Below are 18,198 nucleotides of genomic sequence, written 5' to 3'. Positions count from 1 at the left end.
GTCGGGGATGTTCAGTGGTTGACCAGGACTGAGATGGGCTTGTAGATCAGGAAGGTGATGACCCCGTGGATTGCGAATTTCATCAGGTTGAAGGGCAGGAGGACGGGGATGATCATGCCCAGAACCTGCTGGAAGCTCATGTGGGCGTATATGGGGGTGATGATCACATTGCAGAGTATGGCGGCAGCCAGACCCGCCACCGATCCGATCAGAATGCCGATGACCGCGCCTTTTCGAGTGCGGATTCGCTTGTAGATGAAGGCCGCCGGCAGCCCCAGGGCCAGGGCGACGATGATGGCGATCAGGGCCCCGAAGGGATTACTGAAGATGTGGGGCACGAATCCGAGAGTGCCGACGACGGCGGCGGCCAAGGGGCCGAAAGCAAATCCTGCCACCAGGACCACGATTCCGGAAGGGTCATACTTCAGAAAGGGGGCAGCAGGGAAAATCGGAATGGAAACATAACTCAGGACGATGGTCAAGGCCACGAAGAGCGCGTATACAGCGATGCGCTTGGTTGACCAACGTCCTCCTCGTCCTGCCGTCGTTGAGTGGAATTCGAAGGACCCACCGAGATTCGCATCGTGGTGTTCCTGGTTTTCGGTATGCGAAGGCATGCTCATATAGAGCCTCGTTTCTTTCATCCGGACTGTAACCGTTGGCTTCGGACTCTCACCGATATCCACCGCTCGCGCGGGTCGCGGGCTCCCGGATTGCAACCGGATACCGCCAGTAAGGACTCTCACCTTCCCTGAAACTTGACGGTTTCAATCTAGCAGTGGGCCATATGGAGGTCAAACCTCTGTATCCAATGACACATCGGCCCAATACGGATCGATACCCACACTGCGGGGAGTACATCCTGCGGATGTTCCGCCGCGCTCGCCTGTTCGGTCTCCGGAGGTGCAACAATGGAGGCATGGAAAAAGTGATAGACAAGGTCGCCATGGTCGTCGTGACCTACAAACGGCAGGAACTCCTGTCCAATCTTTTCGAATCCATCCTCAGCCAGACCGTCGCCCCCTGGCGGATTGTTGTGGTGGACAATGAGAATTCAGACCGGACCCGGCAGATGGTTGAGGCATTCTCCGAGCAGATCGATCGACTCTGGGGGAAGACCGTCGTGGACGGTCAGGGCGGTGAGCACCGGCTGGTCTACCTTCCTCAGGAGCACAATGGTGGTGGTGCCGGTGGGTACTCGGCCGGTGTGGGCAAGGCCTACCGTCTTGGTGCACAGTGGTTCTGGGTCATGGATGACGATGTGGCCGTGGAACCTGAGGGGCTGGAGCGCCTGTCCAAGTGGACCGACCGTTTCCAGGTCATCCAGGGGTCCCGCCTGGACTACGACGGTGGACCCTTCTACTGGCAGTACCATTTCATCGTTCCCATGGGCATTCCGGACCCCGTTGCCCCGGCCGCCTTCGATTCATCGGGATACAGGCCGATGAACACCATGTGCTTTGAGGGTGCCCTCTTCTCGCGCACGGTGGTTGAGCAGATCGGACTGCCCGACCCCAGGTTCTTCATCTACTGGGATGACACGGTGTACGGGTATCTGGCCAGCAAGGTGACCAGGGCGGTACAGGTCAGTGACGTGGTCATGCGGCGGACCAGAAACATCGACAATTGGGACATGGGTGGTATCCGTCAGCTGAATTCCACCTCGGACATCAACCGCTATCACATCATGCGAAACCGCGGGTACATGGCCAGGTACTTCATGCTCCACGGTGACTACCGCCCTCTGGCTTTCGCCCTGGGAACCATGGCGACGGCCGCAAAAGAGGTCATCCGCCTCCTGGCCGTGGACCGGGGGCACCTCATGACCGGCATTCCCAAAATCATCCAGGGGTGGGTGGATTCGCGCAAGATCCTCCACGATCCGGATTGGAAGCCCATGGAGCCGCTCCAGAAGTAACCTGCCGGAGTCGGGGGAGAGCGGTTTGCCTACTCTTCCCCGCCGGCCTGGAAATACTCCATGGAGGCCAGCGGCCCGGCCAGGCTGAACCTGCCGTTGGCATAGGCGACCTTGGTGACCGAGGTGTTGGCCATGTCGGGTACGTCGATGTCGTCTCCCAGGGTGATCAGGAACTGTTGGAGGGACATGCCGGAGCTGACGACCAGCACGTTGCCTCCGCCGCGGGCCAGTGCATCCTCGCCGATGCCGGTCAGGGCCCTCTTCATGCGGGTCAGGACCTGCTCGGTGGTCTCGGCCCTGTCCTCCGGAGCCAGATCGGTGCCCAGCGGATTTTCCAGGTCCAGACGGTGGAAGGCGTCCTGCATGTAGGCCGATATCATCCGACCCTTGGCCTCGCGCAGCTGGTCGCGGCTCTCATACCCCATGTAGTTGCAGACGGTCGTCAGGGTCTCGATTTCGTCGCGGCCCTCATAGCTGCCGAAGTTGTCCTCGCGCAGGTCGGGATCCACCTGGATTCGAAGATCCTTCTGGCCGGAAGCGTCCAGGGCCTCGCGGGCTGTGTCGTAATGGCGGGTCAGATTGCCGGACCAGGCGGAAACAAAGTGTACTCCCCGTAGTCCCCGCCCGAACCGGCGGACACCCTCCCTGCCCTCCTTGGTCAGGGGGAAGTCGGACCACCCCTGCATCAGGCGCATGCTGTTTGCCGTGGTCCTGCCGTGCCGGGTCAGGAAGAGGGTCACCCGGCCAGTGGAATCGGGGTCAAGGTTGTTCGATACTGCTGATGATGCTCCATTGGTCATGGCGCACAACCCTACACGGTGGTCCTGCCACAATTCCCATGCAGGGGCTGGAGATTCAGGCCCTGATGAAGTGGCCTTCGTTGCCCCATACCCAGGTGCCACCACCGGCCCCGATCTGGAAGTTGAGCTTTGCTATGCCCAGGTCGACTGGCGAGCCGGTCTCCGCGGAATCATCCAGGCGGGCAACGGCATCGCCCGATTCCCGGTCCCAGGTGAAGAGGATGGGTTGACCATTCATGCTCGACGGAGCCTTGGCGGCCGCGTTCACCCCGGACTTGAACCAGTCCGGGGCCGAAGCCCTGTCTTCCTGGCTCATGGGGGCTGTCAGTTCCTCATAGGACTTGGATGGCCTGTGCCTGGCCTGGCGTTGACATAGCTGGTCGTAATCCTGATTTCCATAGTCCGCCTCTGTGGCCGAGTTGCCCAAGGTGATGCCCAGATAGAGATCCTGACTGGGTGTTACGCGGCAGTGCCGCTGAGCCGCCTCGCTGTCCCAGCTCCCGGCCACCCAACCGGTTCCCAGTCCGTACAGGGTGGCCGTCAGGACCAGACGCTGACCATAGAAACCCGCTTTTTCCATGCTCTCCAGGTCGCCCATAGGGCCGACCAGGGCCAGGTAGTTGGCGGCGTTGGCGAAGTGCCCGGAGGTATTGACTTCCGAGAATACGTCGGGTGCATCGGTCACCAGCTGGATATCCAGGCCGCTCAGCATGTTGATCGCGTTCAGGGTGCTGGATAGCTGCCGGATTGTGTCCATGTCGATGGGGGAGGGGTCGTAGTGCCTGGTGGTGATGCGTACATTCAGTGCGTCGATGAGCTGGGTGTGTTCTGTCATATTGCCCATTATCCACCTATATACTGCTCAATGAGGGTTAATGGTTCTACCTGCACCCGGGTGCAATCCATCGGGGTCGGGGGAATCAAGTCATGCTATGGGGTACAATTCCTACGTGCCGGTTCGTCATCCTAACTAGTCAGCACCTGAAGGAGCAGCAATGATTGATACAGCGCAGGCTTTTGGAGTGGATATCGGCGGATCCGGCATCAAGGCTGCCCCGGTTGATCTTACCGTTGGCGACTTTGCCGAGCCCCGCAAGAAGATTCTCACTCCGGAGCACTCCACCCCTGAGGCGGTGGGCGCGGTGGTCAAGCAGCTCCTGGACCAGTTCGAAGTCACTGATGATATCCCCGTGGGCGTGGCCTTCCCCGCCCCGGTCAAGCCCGGACAACCGCTGAACTTCATGGCCAACCTGGATCAGTCCTGGGTGGGTGCCGACGTGGAGGCCGTCTTCTCTGAGGCCTGCGGGAGGCCCATCACCGTGGTCAACGACGCGGATGCGGCTGGCCTTGCCGAGGTGCAGTACGGCGCCGCCAAGGGGCAGAAGGGTCTGGTCATTGCCACCACCCTGGGCACCGGCATCGGTACGGCACTTATATACAACGGTGTGCTTATTCCCAACAGCGAGCTGGGTCACCTGGATCTGGACGGTAAGGACGCCGAGAAGTATGCGGCCTCCTCGGTCCGTGACCGCAAGAAGCTCAGTTACAAGAAGTGGGCGAATCGCCTGACCAAGTACTACCGTCTGCTTGAGCACTACCTCAACCCCGACTTCTTCGTTGTGGGTGGCGGCGTGAGCAGGATGAGCGAGAAGTTCCTTCCCCACATCGAGATCGAAACGCCTATCGTGGCCGCCAAGCTGCGCAATCAGGCAGGCATCGTTGGTGCCGCATACCTGGCTGATCTCCAGCAGAAGCATCTGGGGTGACCTCGAGGGACGAAAACGACGGTGCGGTGCGTTTCTCCCATCGCACTGGTCCTGAGCATCCCAACCCCATAGCCCTGGCCGAAGCACGGTCCAGGGCTATGGGGATTCGCTTGGGAGGGCTCAACGACTCCAACCCGACAAGGTTCGGACTGTCTCCGGATTTCCTGCCGCAGACGTACCAGGCACAGCCCAGGGGCCCCCTCCAGGCCCGTATTGATCTGGCCTCCTTCCTTACTTCACACAGTTCGGGTGAGGCTTGCGGCAGAGACGGGTCAGCCGGATTGCCATCCGAACAACCCTGGGCAGCCCCGATATCATCGGTGGCGACGTATGCCGATTCAGGGCCTTTGAGGCTTTCATCTTCTCGTTCGAGTTCTCTCGAGCAGCTGCTTGTGAATCCCGACGATCTTTATCTGCTCTCCTCTACCTCCCAGGCTTATTCCTGGTTGATGAAGCTCCTGTGCGACCCCGGAGACATCATCCTGGAACCCCGGCCGGGATACCCGCTGATCGAGTCCATCGCCGGCCTCGAATGCGTGAGGACCTTGCCTTACCGTCTTTCCTATGACGGGTCTTGGGCCCTGGACCTGGCAAGCGTCAGGCAGGCTCTGGAGGGGCCTGCGGGGGAGAGGATTCGGGCCATTGTCCTCATCAACCCCAATAACCCCACCGGGTCGTATGTGCATCCTGAGGAACGTGGAGCCATCCTTGACCTCTGCAGTGAGCATGGGGTGGCCATCATCGCCGACGAGGTCTTCTATGACTATCCTCTGGATTCCTTGCCCGGACGGGCCCGGCTGGCGGGAGAGGACCGTGTTCTGACGTTTGCCTTGGATGGGTTCTCCAAGAGTCTGGCCGCTCCCCATGCCAAGGTAGGGTGGATTCAGGTTTCAGGGCCGGAAAGCCAGGTGGCCGAAGCCAAGCGTCGCCTGGATTTAATTGCCGATGACTACCTGCCCATGAGTCAACTGATTACCGACCGGATGGGGACCATGCTCGATGCCGTCCCCGTCCAGACGCGCCGCGTGGGCGATCGGATCCGAGGCAACCTGGACCAGGTGCGCGGCCTTCTGAGCGAGGGGGATTCGTGTATATCCCTGCTCAGGCCCGAGGCCGGATGGAACGTCCTCTTACGGTTCCCCGCCGTCATCGACGAGGATGAGCTGATTCTTCATCTGATTCGCTCTTACGGGTTGACCGGCCAGCCTGGGTACTTCTTCGACATGCCGAGCAACGGATATCTTGCTCTTTCTCTTCTTCCGAGAGCCGCGGAATTCCAACGAAATATCCAGGCAGTGAGTTCAGCTATCAGCAAATTGCTGTAAATGGTCTCGCCGGTTGTTGATTTCGCTCTCTCGATAGTGTGAGATTGAAGAGTTGACTATTTCCGAAAGGGGAAAGGCAAGTAAGGGCTCAAAGTTGAGCCATGATGATTGCAATGTAGCAAAATAACAAGGGGTATCGAATCATGCACAATTCAATACAAGGGGATGAGGATTTCCTGACACCGTCTGCTGATGCAGTGGTCGGTGCGACCATTGATCCGACACTGGCGCCGGATTCAGGTAGGAAACTCACCACCTCGGAGAAGGGTCGCTTCGCCGTCGGATTTGCCCTCATATCCATATTGTGGTCCACACCCTTCGCCATGGGATCCGGAGTGCTTCTACCTCAAATCTTCAACACGATTCCGGGAGTCAGTGCCGAGGCCGCCCTTGGCACCATGAACTCCATCGGCTGTGTTTTCGCCCTGATAGCGAATATCCTCTTCGGGGCCCTGTCTGACATGTCCCGGTTCAAACTGGGCAAGCGCACACCCTGGATTATTCTGGGCGGCATCATCGGAGCGGTCGGATTCTTCATCGTCTTCCAGTCCCATACCCTCTGGCCCATTATCGTGGGCTGGTGCATAGTCCAGGTCGGTATCAACTGCCTGATTGCGCCGGCTGTGGCCGTTCTCTCGGACAGGATTCCAGAAGCAACCAGGGCAACCTTCTCCTCCCTCTACGGTGCCAGCATGGTCGTGGGCACCCAGCTGGGCAACTTCATCGGCAGCTACTTCCTGAAGAATGCCTCCACCGGATTCGCCATCGGGATGGTCGTCTTCTTCTTCTCGGGCATCGTAACGGTTCTGGTCTGGCCGCGTGAGGCGTCGGCAGCCAGTAACAGGGCGGAACGCTCCTGGGCCGACGTAGCCAGGTCCTTCATTCCGCCGACCAAGAACTGCCGTGACTTCTACCTGGCCCTATTCGGCCGTCTCGCCTTCGTTCTTGGTTGCTATATGATCATCGGGTACCAGCTCTACATTTTGCAGAAGTACTGCAATATGAGTGATGACGTGGCCTCTTCGACCATGAAGGTTCTTGCCGTCATCACCACAATCACGACTATCCTGGCGGCAGCCGTATCCGGGCCGCTCTCGGACTACCTGCAACGACGCAAAATCATCGTGGCTGCCAGCAGTGTTGTCATCGCCGCAGGCATGCTCTTCCCGATCTTCATGCCTAACGCCATGGGCATGTACATCTACGGTGCTCTTGCCGGCCTGGGCAACGGTTGCTATATGTCAGTCGATCAGGCCTTGAACGTTGATGTGCTGCCCAACGGGGAAGAGGCAGGTAAGGACCTGGGCATCCTCAACCTGTCGAACACGATCGGGCAGGTGCTTGCTCCGGTCTGCACCACGGCCGTCATCGGCATCTTCGGCGGGTATCGGATGGTCTTCCCCGGAGCCATCATCTGCCTCCTCCTGGGTACCGTTTTCATCATGATGATTCGTAAGGTGAAATAAGCTGGGCACATCATCGCCGAACTGCCGCAGTCTGAAAGGAAGAACCACTATGACCACTGACAAGCATCTACAAGCCAAGGATCTGGATATCGAAAAGGAGGCCTCGCTGACCTCCGGCTCGGACGCCTGGCACCTGCAAGGAGTGCCGGACCAGGGCTATCCGGAGTACATGATCACGGATGGGCCCTACGGGTTGCGCAAGGCCACAGGATCGGATGTATACGGTTCCGTCCCCGCCACCTGCTTCCCGCCGACCGCCGGCCTGGCCTCATCCTGGAACCCGGATTTGACCTATCAGGTCGGGCAGGCCATGGGTGAGGAGTGCATCCAGGAGGAAGTGGCCGTTATCCTCGGCCCTGGCATCAACATCAAGCGCAGTCCGCTTGGGGGCCGCAACTTCGAGTACTATTCGGAGGACCCGGTCCTGGCCGGTCATCAGGCCGCAGGCCTGGTCGATGGGGTCCAATCCAAGGGCGTGGGCACCTCCTTGAAGCACTTCGCTGCCAACAACCAGGAGACCGATCGTCTCAGGGTCAGCTCCGACATCGATGAGCGCACCTTGCGCGAGATATACCTGCCCGCCTTCGAGTATGTAGTCAAGCACGCCAAACCCTGGACCATCATGTGCGCCTACAACAAGCTCAACGGGGTGTATGGATCGGAGAACCGCTGGTTGCTGACCGACGTGCTGCGCGGTGAGTGGGGTTATCAGGGTCTGGTCATGTCGGACTGGGGCGCCGTGCATGACAGGGCCGCGGCCCTTCGTGCCGGTCTCAACCTTGAGATGCCGCCATCCGCCAGCGACCATGAGGTTGTCGAGGCGGTCAGGGCCGGAAACCTGGATAAGGATCAGCTCGACAGGATGGCCCAAGGGGTTCTGGACCTCATCGAGAAGGCCAAGCCCGCCATGTCGCAGAAGGGCTACCAGTATGACGTGGAGGCCCATGACCAGGTGGCCCGCCAGGCCGCCCAGGAATCCATCGTCATGCTCAAGAACGAGGATGGTGTGCTTCCCCTGGCTCCGGGCGAAAAGGTCGCTCTGATCGGCGAATTCGCCCGCACCCCGCGCTACCAGGGTGGCGGTTCCTCCCACATCACCCCCACCAAGGTCACCACGGCCCTTGACTCCTTCAAGGAGGCGGGCATGGATGTGGACTTCGTTCCAGGGTTCACCCTGGATGAGGCTCCCCAGGATCAGTCTCTGACCGACCAGGCCGTCAAGGCCGCGGCGGATGCCGATAAGGTGGTTCTCTTCCTTGGCTTGCCCGAGGACGCCGAGTCCGAAGGGTTCGACCGCACTGATATTGATTTGCCGACCAAGCAGCTCGATCTTCTCAGGGCTGTGAGCCAGGTCAATGACCAGGTGGTTGTGGTCCTTTCCAACGGTTCGGTGGTCTCCGTAGTGGACTGGCTTCCCCAGGCCAAGGCGGTTCTGGAATCCTGGCTCCTGGGTCAGGCAGGCGGACAGGCCGTCGTTGACATTCTGACTGGTGGGGCCAACCCCTCCGGCAGGCTGCCGGAGACCATTCCCGTGCGTCTTGAGGACAATCCCTCCATCACCTCCTTCCCCGGCGAGGAGGGACACTCGCGCTATGGGGAGGGTATCTATGTGGGCTATCGCTACTACGACACCTTCAATAAGCCGGTTGCCTTCCCCTTCGGTTTCGGTCTTTCCTATTCGACCTTTGAAATTTCGGATGTCCGCGTGGAGAAGACCGGCCCCAATGCGGTCCGGGTCGACCTGACCGTGACCAATACCTCGGGTATCGATGGGGCTGAGACCGTCCAGGTCTATGTGGCTCCTTGCGCCTCCAAGGTGGGTCGCCCCTCCCACGAGCTCAAGTCCTTCGCCAAGGTCTTCCTCAAGGCGGGCGAATCCCAGGAAATCAGTTTGGACCTGGATGAGCGTGACTTCGCTTACTGGTCGACCGCCATGAATGAGTGGCATGTGGAGGCCGGCACCTATGGCATCGAGGTGGGTACCTCCTCCAGGGACCTGGTTTCCAAGCTGGACGTGGACCTTGACGGGGATGGGCTTTTTGTCAGGCTCAACTCCAATTCCACCATGGAGGAATGGCGTGAGGATCAGGTCGGTGGGCCGATCATGAAGTCCCACGTTGAGGGTGGAAAGGTTCCCCTTCCCAATGATCCCAATACGGCCAAGCTCTTCGACAGCATGCCGCTGGCTTCGGTCATCACCCTCTCCGGAGGGGATGGCAACAGCGTGGTCGCCGATATGATTACCGACTACCAGAAGGCAATCGAACAGCAAGGGCTGACCGGGGCTTCTAGGGGGAGCGAGTAAAGACCGGACAGATTCGGTTAACCGATAAGAGGTAGGGGCCGGCATCCATCCCATATGAGGTGGATGCCGGCCCCTCTGTATGCTTCACCATCCAGCACGGCAGCTCATGGAGCATGCCGTTCTCGTCGGGCTACAGGTAGGTGAACCAGACTTCGATGGTGGAGAATATCGAGGTCTCGAAATGGGAGAGGAGGACCAGAACATATCCGGTCATCAGCAGGACGGATACCAGGCAGGATAAGGTCAGAAGGAATGATACCGGTTTTCCGGCCGGTCCATCCGTCCGATCGGTGTACCCTGCCGTTCCGTTCAATTTCCTCAGGGTATCCTGACCAGACCGGTCGCAGGAGGATATGACCAGGACCGCCACCAGGGCCAGCAACCAGGCGAAATCAATCATGTACCGGTCGGAGAATCCACCCAGGTAGGCATCCATAACCATGACCAGAAGAGCCGAGGGAATGGACAGAAGGGTCAGCCCGTACAGGTTCCGGTCCTTCAGATTTCGGCGCACCTGGGTTGAGCAGAGGAGAATCAGGCAGACCGGAATTACCGGTGCGGTGACCAGGAGCCCTCCGATACCCGGTTCGGTGTAGTGCCATACATTCAGGGGAGCGGGTGAGATTCTCAGGAAGGGGAAGGAGCCCTTGGTGGACAGCGGCTGGAAGAGGTAATAACCGAAAAGTCGGGGGAGGCTGCCGAGGTGGGGATGATATTGGGTCAGGTCCACAACGGTCATCTGGTATCTGTTGCCGAAATCCAGGGCGGAACCGAACCGCCAGTGGTTGTACCAGAGTAGAGGGGCAGCAACGAGGAGCAGGGGAAGCAGGGCGGTGCCGAGCAGGGTGGCCGAAACAGCCGGTGAGGGACCGGCTCCTTCCCTGGCTGAAGAGGTGCCTGGCCGAGGGCGGAGGGAGCTCATCATATCCCTGATTTCATGGGAGAAGATGGGGATGGCCAGGAGCCCGGCCACTATGAAAGTGGGCCGGCATCCCAGGGTGGCCGCTATGCAGAGCGACCCCAGGAATACACGTGGCTTTGACAGTGTCCACCCAGGCTTCGGATCTCCCGGGGTATGGAGCCATCCGCCACCATCTGCCAGGGTCCACCTCCGGGTTCCTCCCCCCACCGAGTGGACCCTCCGGGCTCCGAGCCAGATCCATAGGCCGGTCATCACAAAGAGCAAACCTGCGGCAAAGGGCACCGTGTAGAAATTCTTCCTGCACCAGAGGTAGGCGATGTTCGACCCGGTCAGGATCGCTATCAGGGACAGGATGGTCGAGGCCAGACTGATACCCGGGAAGTGCCGGTCCAGGAGGCGGATGACCGCCAGGACCATCGCGACCGTGGCCAGAAGGGTCAGGATGGAGGCCGCGGCTGATGTGGGCAGGGCGTACCCGCCAGGATGGAAGAGGGAGGTCAGGGCCCGATAAGGCATGAAGAGGAGGATGGCGGGGAGGACACCGAAGTAGGAGTACCAGTGACCCTTCCAATAGACATAGTCCCAGTAAATGGGTTTCTGGTCCTGGGCCAACAGATTGTTCCTGGTGACGATGTCATAAGGGTTCTCGGCCGCGGCCAGGCCTGGTGCCTGGTCAAGATCCAACCAGGGGCGACCCTGGAGGAGGGCCTGGGCCACATGGTCGTATTGGTTGAAGTCGTAGGTGTAGGAATCTGGATTATGGAAGTCCCCGGGCACGAAGGTCGACAGGTCGTTCAGTATGGAGCAGATTGCCCAAACGGTCAGCGGAGCCAGGGCCAGGGTCAGGGCCAGCCGCTGTCCCCGCGATTTCGTATCCAGTGGTGTCCTCCAGAGGCGTGATCCGGGCAGGAAGGCCGCAACCAGGAGGATTAGGGCCGCCATGGCGATCAGGCGCACAGGATTGACGCTCAGAGGAACCCTGACGTCGGGAATCAAGGTCCTGATGGACAGGCGCGTTTCTGCCGGTTCTTCCACCCAGAGCCGCAATGCGGTCAGTGACCCTCCTGTCTGTGGTGGTTCGGCCGTGTTCCTCAGGTAAAGCGATCTGGCTGATCGGTACACCACCATTGCGTTGCTGCCTCTGGTCCACCCTGCCGAGGGGGAATACCTGGCATCCAGTCGGACATGGACCTGTCCGGGGACATGGCCTTCGTGGTGATTGCCGTCTTTTGCCTTGGACGTCTCTACTTTGACGAACTTCGACCCACGGGTGGGAGCGGGGATCTGAATCCAAGCCCCGGCAGGGTCCGTGACGATCAGACCCCCACCTGGAAGGGACTCCAGACCCGGACCGAGTTCGGGTTCGGTGTCTGCCTGCCGAGATGTTTCAGGGGTCTGCCCTCCCAGGGATTGCCAGTGGGACAGGTTGAATACCCCGACCTCCATGACCAGAACAAGGAGGATGCCCAGGCAGAGGGCAAGACGGCCTGATGCCCTCGGTCGAGGTATGGCGGGGGTTCGTTTCACCCCTTTATTCTATAAGCGACATGTCTGGATGAATTGGGACAATTGTGAACATGTCCAAGAGCGTGAACAAGTCTGACGGCCTGGGGGATTTTTCTAGGAAGGCGCGTTCCCTGTGGTCGACCCTGGCGGGGAAGGCCGAGGACTTCCTGGACGGGGATACGGCCGATCACGAGCAGCCGCTGAATGACCTTGTCAAAAAAGCGGCACAGGTTTATGCCCAGACAGGAAAGCGCCCTGATGACCAGTTCATGCACGATCTGCTGACTTCAACCAGCCACCAGTTGGGCCCCATGGTCAAGCGTCATCTTTTCCCCGAAATCCAAGGGGTGCCCGAGGGATTGACCCTGGGCTGGGTCCAGTGGCCCGGGACGCGGGGGAGGTTCTTCTCGCTCGGGGTCTTCACCGATCGTTCCCACTTCGCCCAGATCGCCTTGGCCGATGACCATGGCCGGGTCTTCGTCGGCCAGCAGAGGCAGATGGATGTACAGAACCAGCAGGCGGCCTTCATGCTGGGAAAGGAACAGGAGATCTCCCTGCCCTACGGACGCCGATTCGGTCGCCAGGAAGGTGACGGTCGGGTCCCCACCGTCCGCGCCATTCAAGGCGGCATCGTGGGAAGGGACCAGACCGGCAACCTCTGCTGGTTGGCTTCCTGGCTTCGGTATGACGGCCGGTACACCCTGGAACAGCTCCGACCCCAGCTACCGCCCGACCTCCGATTCAACCTGGAGTACCGGGACGCTGTGGCCATCTCCTTTTTTGCGGCCTACATGCTGCCCCATATCCAGGGGGGTTTCACTGGGTTCGGCTCCGGCAACATCTTCCACAGACTCAATCGAGAGGCTCCCATGGGGGCCATCCGCCGCAGCGTTCAGGACACGATCCGGGCCAGGTCTAGTGGTCAGCGCGTCTCGGGCCTGGAAGACCTCTTCTCCGACCTGATGCAGGAATCGGGTGCCCTGGGAGAGGTCCCCGGTCTGGAGGCCGTCCATGGGGCCGAGCCGCTCCACCTCTACGCCTCCTCATATTCAGGAGCCTACTTCCTGACCTGGGATACAGGGTTGGAATTTTCGGCCGCCCTTCGGGCCTTGCAGATTGAGGGGAACCTGAACCGATTCGCCTCTGTCAGTGCCTGGTTGGAACGCAACGCGGACCTGGGCATCTACCCTACCGAGGACACGGTGACCAGGGTTCAGGCCGCCCGGTTGGATCAGGCCCTCTTGGATGATCCGGCCATTGCCGCCCTGCTCAGGTCGGGCGACCTGGACCGGGACTTCGACCCCATCCACGATGATGGGCGGACCGCACTGAATGCCATCCTGTCCAAGGCGGCGGCCACGGCCGAGAAGGTCCGTCAGGAGGCCCCACGGGCCCTGCCCGTTCGGGCCGACCAGGGTGAGGTCACCTCGTCGGAGTGGGTCTACCGCCAGACCTTCTCCCTGTTGATGCGCAGTCTGCGTCTGCCCTTCCGCTTCGACGTCGAGTTCCGTTCGAACCTCGAAGAGGGGGAGGTGGCCATTGCCTTTACGTCGGCGGGGCGGGCCATGATGCCATCCAGCCGGTACGATGATGACCGCCATGCTTGGGTTGACCTGGACGATGACCAGAGGGCGGCCATGAGCGCTGACTACAACCTCAGGGTGGGACTGATTATGGCCGCCCTGGCCTTCGGAGTGGATCCCTCGGTGCGACAGGTCAGTCTTCAGATTGATTCGGTTGGTCTGGAAGAGGCTGTTGATGAGCAGAATTCCGCCATTCGCACCATGATGGGGCAGGCCTTGGAGGCCTTTGAGAGGATGCGGTCAGGCGATATGGGGACGACAGGGTCCAAGGCCGATCCCAAAGACGGTGACATTCACGGTGATCCAACTCATCCGATCGTCACCGATGCGGTATCACCCCAGGAGGAGGTCCCCGAGACCCCTGACCAATCCGAAACGGAACCGTCCGAGGATGAGGGAGGAACCGGAGATGATCGGTCTGGGCATGACGGCGGTCCGGTTGCCGAGGACTCGCCGAGCGATCGTCCGATCAATACGGAGGACGAGAGTGAGGTCAACCAGGAGTTCAAGGACCTGATCAAGGGGGTGGACCTGGATGAGGTGGCCTTCGCCATGCCTTCCAGCCAGAACCCCGCCCAGGATTCGGATGATGGTGCAGGTGTGGATGCCTCCGGCGACACGTCCGGCCGTCCTCGCAGCGAGGGCAACGAACAGAACCCGTTGAGTGCTCTGCAGAGCAATCCTACGGTACGCAACCTGGTCACCGTCACGTTCAGCAGGGAACTCTTCCTTTCCCGTGTCAGGCAGGCGGGGGTCACCGATCCCAAGGCCGTCTTCAGCTTCTTCGACGCTGCGATGGAGGTCACCCCCGCAGGTGGCCTGGCCCCGGTTGATGCGGATTTCGACATGCGGGACGATCGATTTTCACCCCGGGCCTCCCAGGAGGAACCCGAGTTCTCCGATACGGTCTTCACGCCCCAGGCCGCCGAGGTCCTCGGTGCCGACCATGCATCTGGCCTGTCCATCCAGCGGGCCGACCTCCTCCAGCATGCACTCGGTCTCTTCCATGCACTCAGTGGCAACCAGAACATGTCCTCAGCCGAAAAGGCCCAGGAAGCCACGCGAATCATCAAGGAGATCGCGGACCCGGAATTGGACCAGCTGGCCCCCCAGGTGGCTTCCGCAATGATAGACGAGACCAAGGTTCCGGATTTCGACTTCGCCCTTTCCTCCCAGCTCGACAAGGAGCGGATTCGGGCCAGGGACCTCCTCTTCTCGGGTGCCGCCCCCCAGGCCATTCAGGTGGAGCAGGATGCCATCGACCGTATGGACGCCTTCTTTTCGACCGATGGTCGCGTGCCGCGTTACTTCAATTCCTACGCGGAGCGGGTGGTCTATAACCGGCTCTTCGCCACGCCGGGGGAGCAGACTCTGCTGATTCCCGACAACCTCTTCTACGCCCACCTGGAGATCGCGGACGTCCTCTCCCAGCTCAAGGAGGACCAGGCGGCCCTGCAACATCTGAATGCCATGGTGGCGTATGCCCCCGCCTATCCACTCTCCCACCTGAAATTGGCAGTCATGCTGGCCAACCAGGAGGACTGGGACTCGGCCCGGGCGGCAACCCTGAACGCCCTGAGGGTGGCCCTGGACAGGGACGACGCCTCTTTCGCCTACTATCGTCTGGCCTACGCCGCCTGGATGCGCGACGAATTCGACGTGGCTGCCGCCGCCTATATCATGAGTGAGCATATCAGCCCTGACAGGATTTCCGCCCTGAAGGAGGAGCTGTCCGAACTGAGGAGTCGTGCCCAGTCCCCGTGCATGGTCCTGCCGGATGACTTCAGCTCCGCTCGGGCGGTGCTGTCCGAGCATGGGCTGCCGATATGGCCCCATACCGAGGTTGCGGGCATAGTGCGCGATGCGGCACGCAGCTGCGTTGATGGAGGCATGTTCGTTCCGGCCCGGACCCTTTCAATGGCGGCCGCGAGGATGAACGACGACGATAATGAGGGTGTTGACGTGGTACAGGCACAATTCATGAGGTCACTTAATGCGTAGCGAAGAAGACGAATATACGGGCGGTGGAACCGGGTACGAGGGTGCCTCGGAAGAGAGGCCGGCAATCGGGAGCGACCGCTGGATAGCATCACTGCAACCCGATGATGCCGATGCCATGCGGCTGGGTGAGCTGGATGCCGGTTCCCTGAGCGCTGAGGCTGCTCAACGCCTCTGGTCCAAGCTGGCGGCCTGGGTCGAGTCGGACCAGGTGGCCTATTACATCGATGATGCTCCGGTCTCTTCCGATGCGGCCTACGATGCCAGGATGCGCTGTCTCCAGGAATTGGAGTCAAGCTTCCCCAGTCTGGACACCCCCCAGTCTCCGACCCACCGGGTGGGCGGAACCTTCTCCAACGATTTCACCTCCGTTCGTCATCCCTCCCGGATGCTCAGCCTGGACGACGTATTCAGCATCAACGAACTCCGCCAGTGGTACGACGGAATCCGCAAGGATCTGGATTGGCCCGAAGACAAGGCCCTCGCCATGACCAGCGAGGTCAAGATCGACGGGCTGGCCCTGAACCTCCTCTACCACAATGGGGTTCTGGAGCAGGGGCTGACCCGGGGAGACGGGGTGACAGGAGAGGACATCACCCTGAACGTCCGAACCATTCAGACCATTCCGCAGAACCTGTCAGGGCCGGCCGAGGACATCCCCGAGTTTGTGGAGGTCCGTGGCGAGGTCTTCATGCGGTTCGACGATTTCCAGGCCCTGAATGAGCAGCAGGCGAAGGAGGGCAAACCTCCTTTTGCCAATCCGCGCAACGCCGCCGCCGGGTCGCTGCGGCAGAAGGACCCCCGCATTACGGCAACCCGCCGACTGAGCTTCTACGCCCATGGTATGGGCTCCCTGCGGTGGGGGGCGGCCCACCCCAAGGGGTCACATGATGAGGTCATCGACCAGTCCCAGGCCTATGGGCTCTACAGGCAGTGGGGGATTCCGATCTCCCCCCACAACAGGGTCGTTGCCTCCTTCGATCAGATTCTTGACATGATCGACTACTACGGACAGCACCGCAACGACATCGAGCATGCCCTGGACGGCATCGTGGTCAAGCTTCAGGACAGGGACCTTCAGCGCAGGCTGGGTACCACCTCCCGTGCACCCCGCTGGGCCGTCGCCTACAAGTATCCGCCCGAGGAAGTCAATACGAGACTTCTGGATATCACCGTCCAGGTGGGCAGGACCGGGCGAATCACCCCGGTGGCCATCCTGACCCCTGTCTCCGTGGCCGGTTCCACGGTCTCCCGAACCACCCTCCATAACGCCTCTGAGGTCAAGCGTAAGGGGATTCTGATTGGCGACACGGTCGTGGTCCGTAAGGCCGGTGACGTGATTCCCGAGCTGGTCGGTCCCGTCATGGAGGCCAGGAAGGGACGGGAAAAGGACCTGAAATCCTTCGTCATGCCCGAGACCTGCCCCAGCTGTGGGGCCCGCCTGGCCCCGGCCAAGGAGGGGGACGTGGATATCCGCTGCCCCAACGTGGAGTCATGCCCCGCCCAGCTGACTGAGCGTGTCATCCATATGGCCTCCCGGAAGGCGCTGGATATCGAGCACCTGGGGGAGCAGAGCGCCATCGCCCTGACCAACCCCGATGAGAACCGCCCTGACTCCGTCGATGTCTATGCTCCCGAATTGCGTGAGGTCCTGGTGGACCAGGGCGGGCAGGCGGCGCCCTATCAGCCCGCACCCGATCTGGAGCTTCCTCCCCGGCAGAGCCCGGTTCTGACCAGTGAGGCTGGCCTGTTCGACCTGAAGGTCGATGACCTGCGCCACGTATATGTCTGGCGTGAGGTTCCCCTGATGGAGCAGGTCGAGGTGGAGGGGAAGGATGGGCCTAGCACCAGCAAGCGTCGTGTCGGAGGCAGTGGTCTCTGGTACCGGGTGCCGGCCTTCTACAACCTCCCCAAGAGCGACCAGGCTGCCCAAGGTGACAGGGCCATGAACAGTCACGAGGTCCAGGCGGAGGATGCCGTCCTGGGCAAGGCCGGTGCAGAACCTTCCCGAACCACTTTGCAGATGCTTCAGGAAATCGACAAGGCCCGACATGCCGACCTGTGGCGGGTCCTGGTTGCCTTGTCCATACGGCACCTCGGCCCCACCTCGGCACGGGCCATAGCCACCCGCTTCCCCTCCCTGGATGCCATTGAGCATGCCGGGATCGATGAACTGTCGGAGCTGGACGGGGTCGGCCCCGAGATCGCCTCCTCCATAGTCGATTGGTTCTCCGGCGCCCGCCAGCCGGGTGACTGGCGTGGGAAGATTCTGGATGCCTGGAAAGCGGATGGTGTGGGGTCCCATGTGGAGCGCAGCACCAAGCCCCAGACCCTGAAGGGTATGACGGTTGTGGTGACCGGAAGTCTGGAGGACTTCTCCCGGGACTCGGCCAAGGAGGCCATAGTCGAGCGCGGGGGCAGGGCCTCGGGGTCGGTCAGCAAGAAGACCACCTATGTTGTGGTCGGGGACAGCCCCGGTTCCAAGGCGGAGAAGGCTGAGAGCCTTGGTGTGCCCATCCTTGACGAGGCGGCCTTCCACCGTCTCCTGGATACAGGCAGTCCCGATGGGCAGGCTGACCAGGCCGAGGGCTGACCAGGCTCTTCGCAAT

The 18,198-nt window shown here is 60.9% G+C and carries 12 protein-coding genes and 1 riboswitch; of the genes, 8 read left to right on the top strand and 4 right to left on the bottom strand.

Annotated features, from left to right (window positions below):
- Positions 1 to 11 precede the first annotated feature (11 nt).
- On the bottom strand, positions 12 to 644 hold the full coding sequence (locus tag bcor_RS04520; RefSeq protein ID WP_033498020.1) for an ECF transporter S component: 633 nt from the start codon (positions 642 to 644) through the stop codon (positions 12 to 14).
- Positions 629 to 763, bottom strand: a riboswitch (FMN riboswitch). It overlaps the preceding gene by 16 nt.
- 156 nt (positions 764 to 919) lie before the next feature.
- Between bcor_RS04520 and bcor_RS04515 the strand changes: the two genes are divergently transcribed.
- A complete protein-coding gene (locus bcor_RS04515; protein ID WP_033498022.1) occupies positions 920 to 1,918 on the top strand; it encodes a glycosyltransferase in 999 nt (332 codons plus the stop codon).
- Positions 1,919 to 1,947: 29 nt separating this feature from the next.
- On the opposite strand, the gene bcor_RS04510 is transcribed toward bcor_RS04515, so the two are convergent.
- Both bcor_RS04510 and bcor_RS04505 read right to left on the bottom strand, forming a co-directional pair.
- Positions 1,948 to 2,718 carry a histidine phosphatase family protein gene (locus bcor_RS04510; protein ID WP_033498024.1) on the bottom strand — a complete coding sequence of 257 codons (771 nt, stop codon included), beginning with the start codon at positions 2,716 to 2,718 and terminating at the stop codon, positions 1,948 to 1,950.
- A gap of 55 nt (positions 2,719 to 2,773) precedes the next feature.
- Positions 2,774 to 3,553: a nitroreductase family protein gene (locus bcor_RS04505; protein ID WP_033498107.1), complete on the bottom strand. Its 780-nt coding sequence runs from the start codon at positions 3,551 to 3,553 to the stop codon at positions 2,774 to 2,776.
- A gap of 160 nt (positions 3,554 to 3,713) precedes the next feature.
- Between bcor_RS04505 and ppgK the strand changes: the two genes are divergently transcribed.
- The 4 genes from ppgK to bcor_RS04485 all read left to right on the top strand — a co-directional run bounded on the left by ppgK (position 3,714) and on the right by bcor_RS04485 (position 9,580).
- Positions 3,714 to 4,484 (top strand): polyphosphate--glucose phosphotransferase, encoded by a 771-nt coding sequence (ppgK, locus tag bcor_RS04500; RefSeq protein WP_033490366.1) that lies wholly within the window; start codon positions 3,714 to 3,716, stop codon positions 4,482 to 4,484.
- Positions 4,485 to 4,510: 26 nt separating this feature from the next.
- A complete protein-coding gene (locus tag bcor_RS04495) occupies positions 4,511 to 5,809 on the top strand; it encodes a pyridoxal phosphate-dependent aminotransferase (protein WP_033498109.1) in 1,299 nt (432 codons plus the stop codon).
- Between the two features lie 143 nt (positions 5,810 to 5,952).
- Positions 5,953 to 7,275: an MFS transporter gene (locus tag bcor_RS04490; RefSeq protein WP_033498026.1), complete on the top strand. Its 1,323-nt coding sequence runs from the start codon at positions 5,953 to 5,955 to the stop codon at positions 7,273 to 7,275.
- Positions 7,276 to 7,324: 49 nt separating this feature from the next.
- Complete coding sequence (locus bcor_RS04485; protein ID WP_033498028.1) at positions 7,325 to 9,580, top strand: exo-alpha-(1->6)-L-arabinopyranosidase; 2,256 nt, start codon at positions 7,325 to 7,327, stop codon at positions 9,578 to 9,580.
- 130 nt (positions 9,581 to 9,710) lie between these two features.
- On the opposite strand, the gene bcor_RS04480 is transcribed toward bcor_RS04485, so the two are convergent.
- Positions 9,711 to 11,537, bottom strand: a complete 1,827-nt coding sequence (locus tag bcor_RS04480; RefSeq protein WP_148303960.1) for a hypothetical protein — start codon at positions 11,535 to 11,537, stop codon at positions 9,711 to 9,713.
- Between the two features lie 150 nt (positions 11,538 to 11,687).
- On the opposite strand from bcor_RS04480, the gene bcor_RS07500 reads away from it, so the two are divergent.
- The 3 genes from bcor_RS07500 (at position 11,688) to ligA (ending at position 18,182) form a co-directional block, all read left to right on the top strand.
- Positions 11,688 to 11,993 carry a hypothetical protein gene (locus bcor_RS07500; protein WP_148303959.1) on the top strand — a complete coding sequence of 102 codons (306 nt, stop codon included), beginning with the start codon at positions 11,688 to 11,690 and terminating at the stop codon, positions 11,991 to 11,993.
- A gap of 86 nt (positions 11,994 to 12,079) precedes the next feature.
- Positions 12,080 to 15,592, top strand: coding sequence for a tetratricopeptide repeat protein (locus bcor_RS04475; protein ID WP_179943873.1), 3,513 nt, complete (start codon positions 12,080 to 12,082; stop codon positions 15,590 to 15,592).
- Entirely contained in the window at positions 15,585 to 18,182 is a 2,598-nt protein-coding gene (ligA, locus tag bcor_RS04470) for an NAD-dependent DNA ligase LigA (protein ID WP_033498030.1), read from the top strand. The genes bcor_RS04475 and ligA overlap by 8 nt, the downstream gene beginning before the upstream one ends.
- Positions 18,183 to 18,198 lie beyond the last annotated feature (16 nt).

This window comes from Bifidobacterium coryneforme (genome assembly GCF_000737865.1).
Lineage (GTDB): Bacteria > Actinomycetota > Actinomycetes > Actinomycetales > Bifidobacteriaceae > Bombiscardovia > Bombiscardovia coryneformis.
This window is presented reverse-complemented; position numbering and strand designations above follow the sequence as displayed.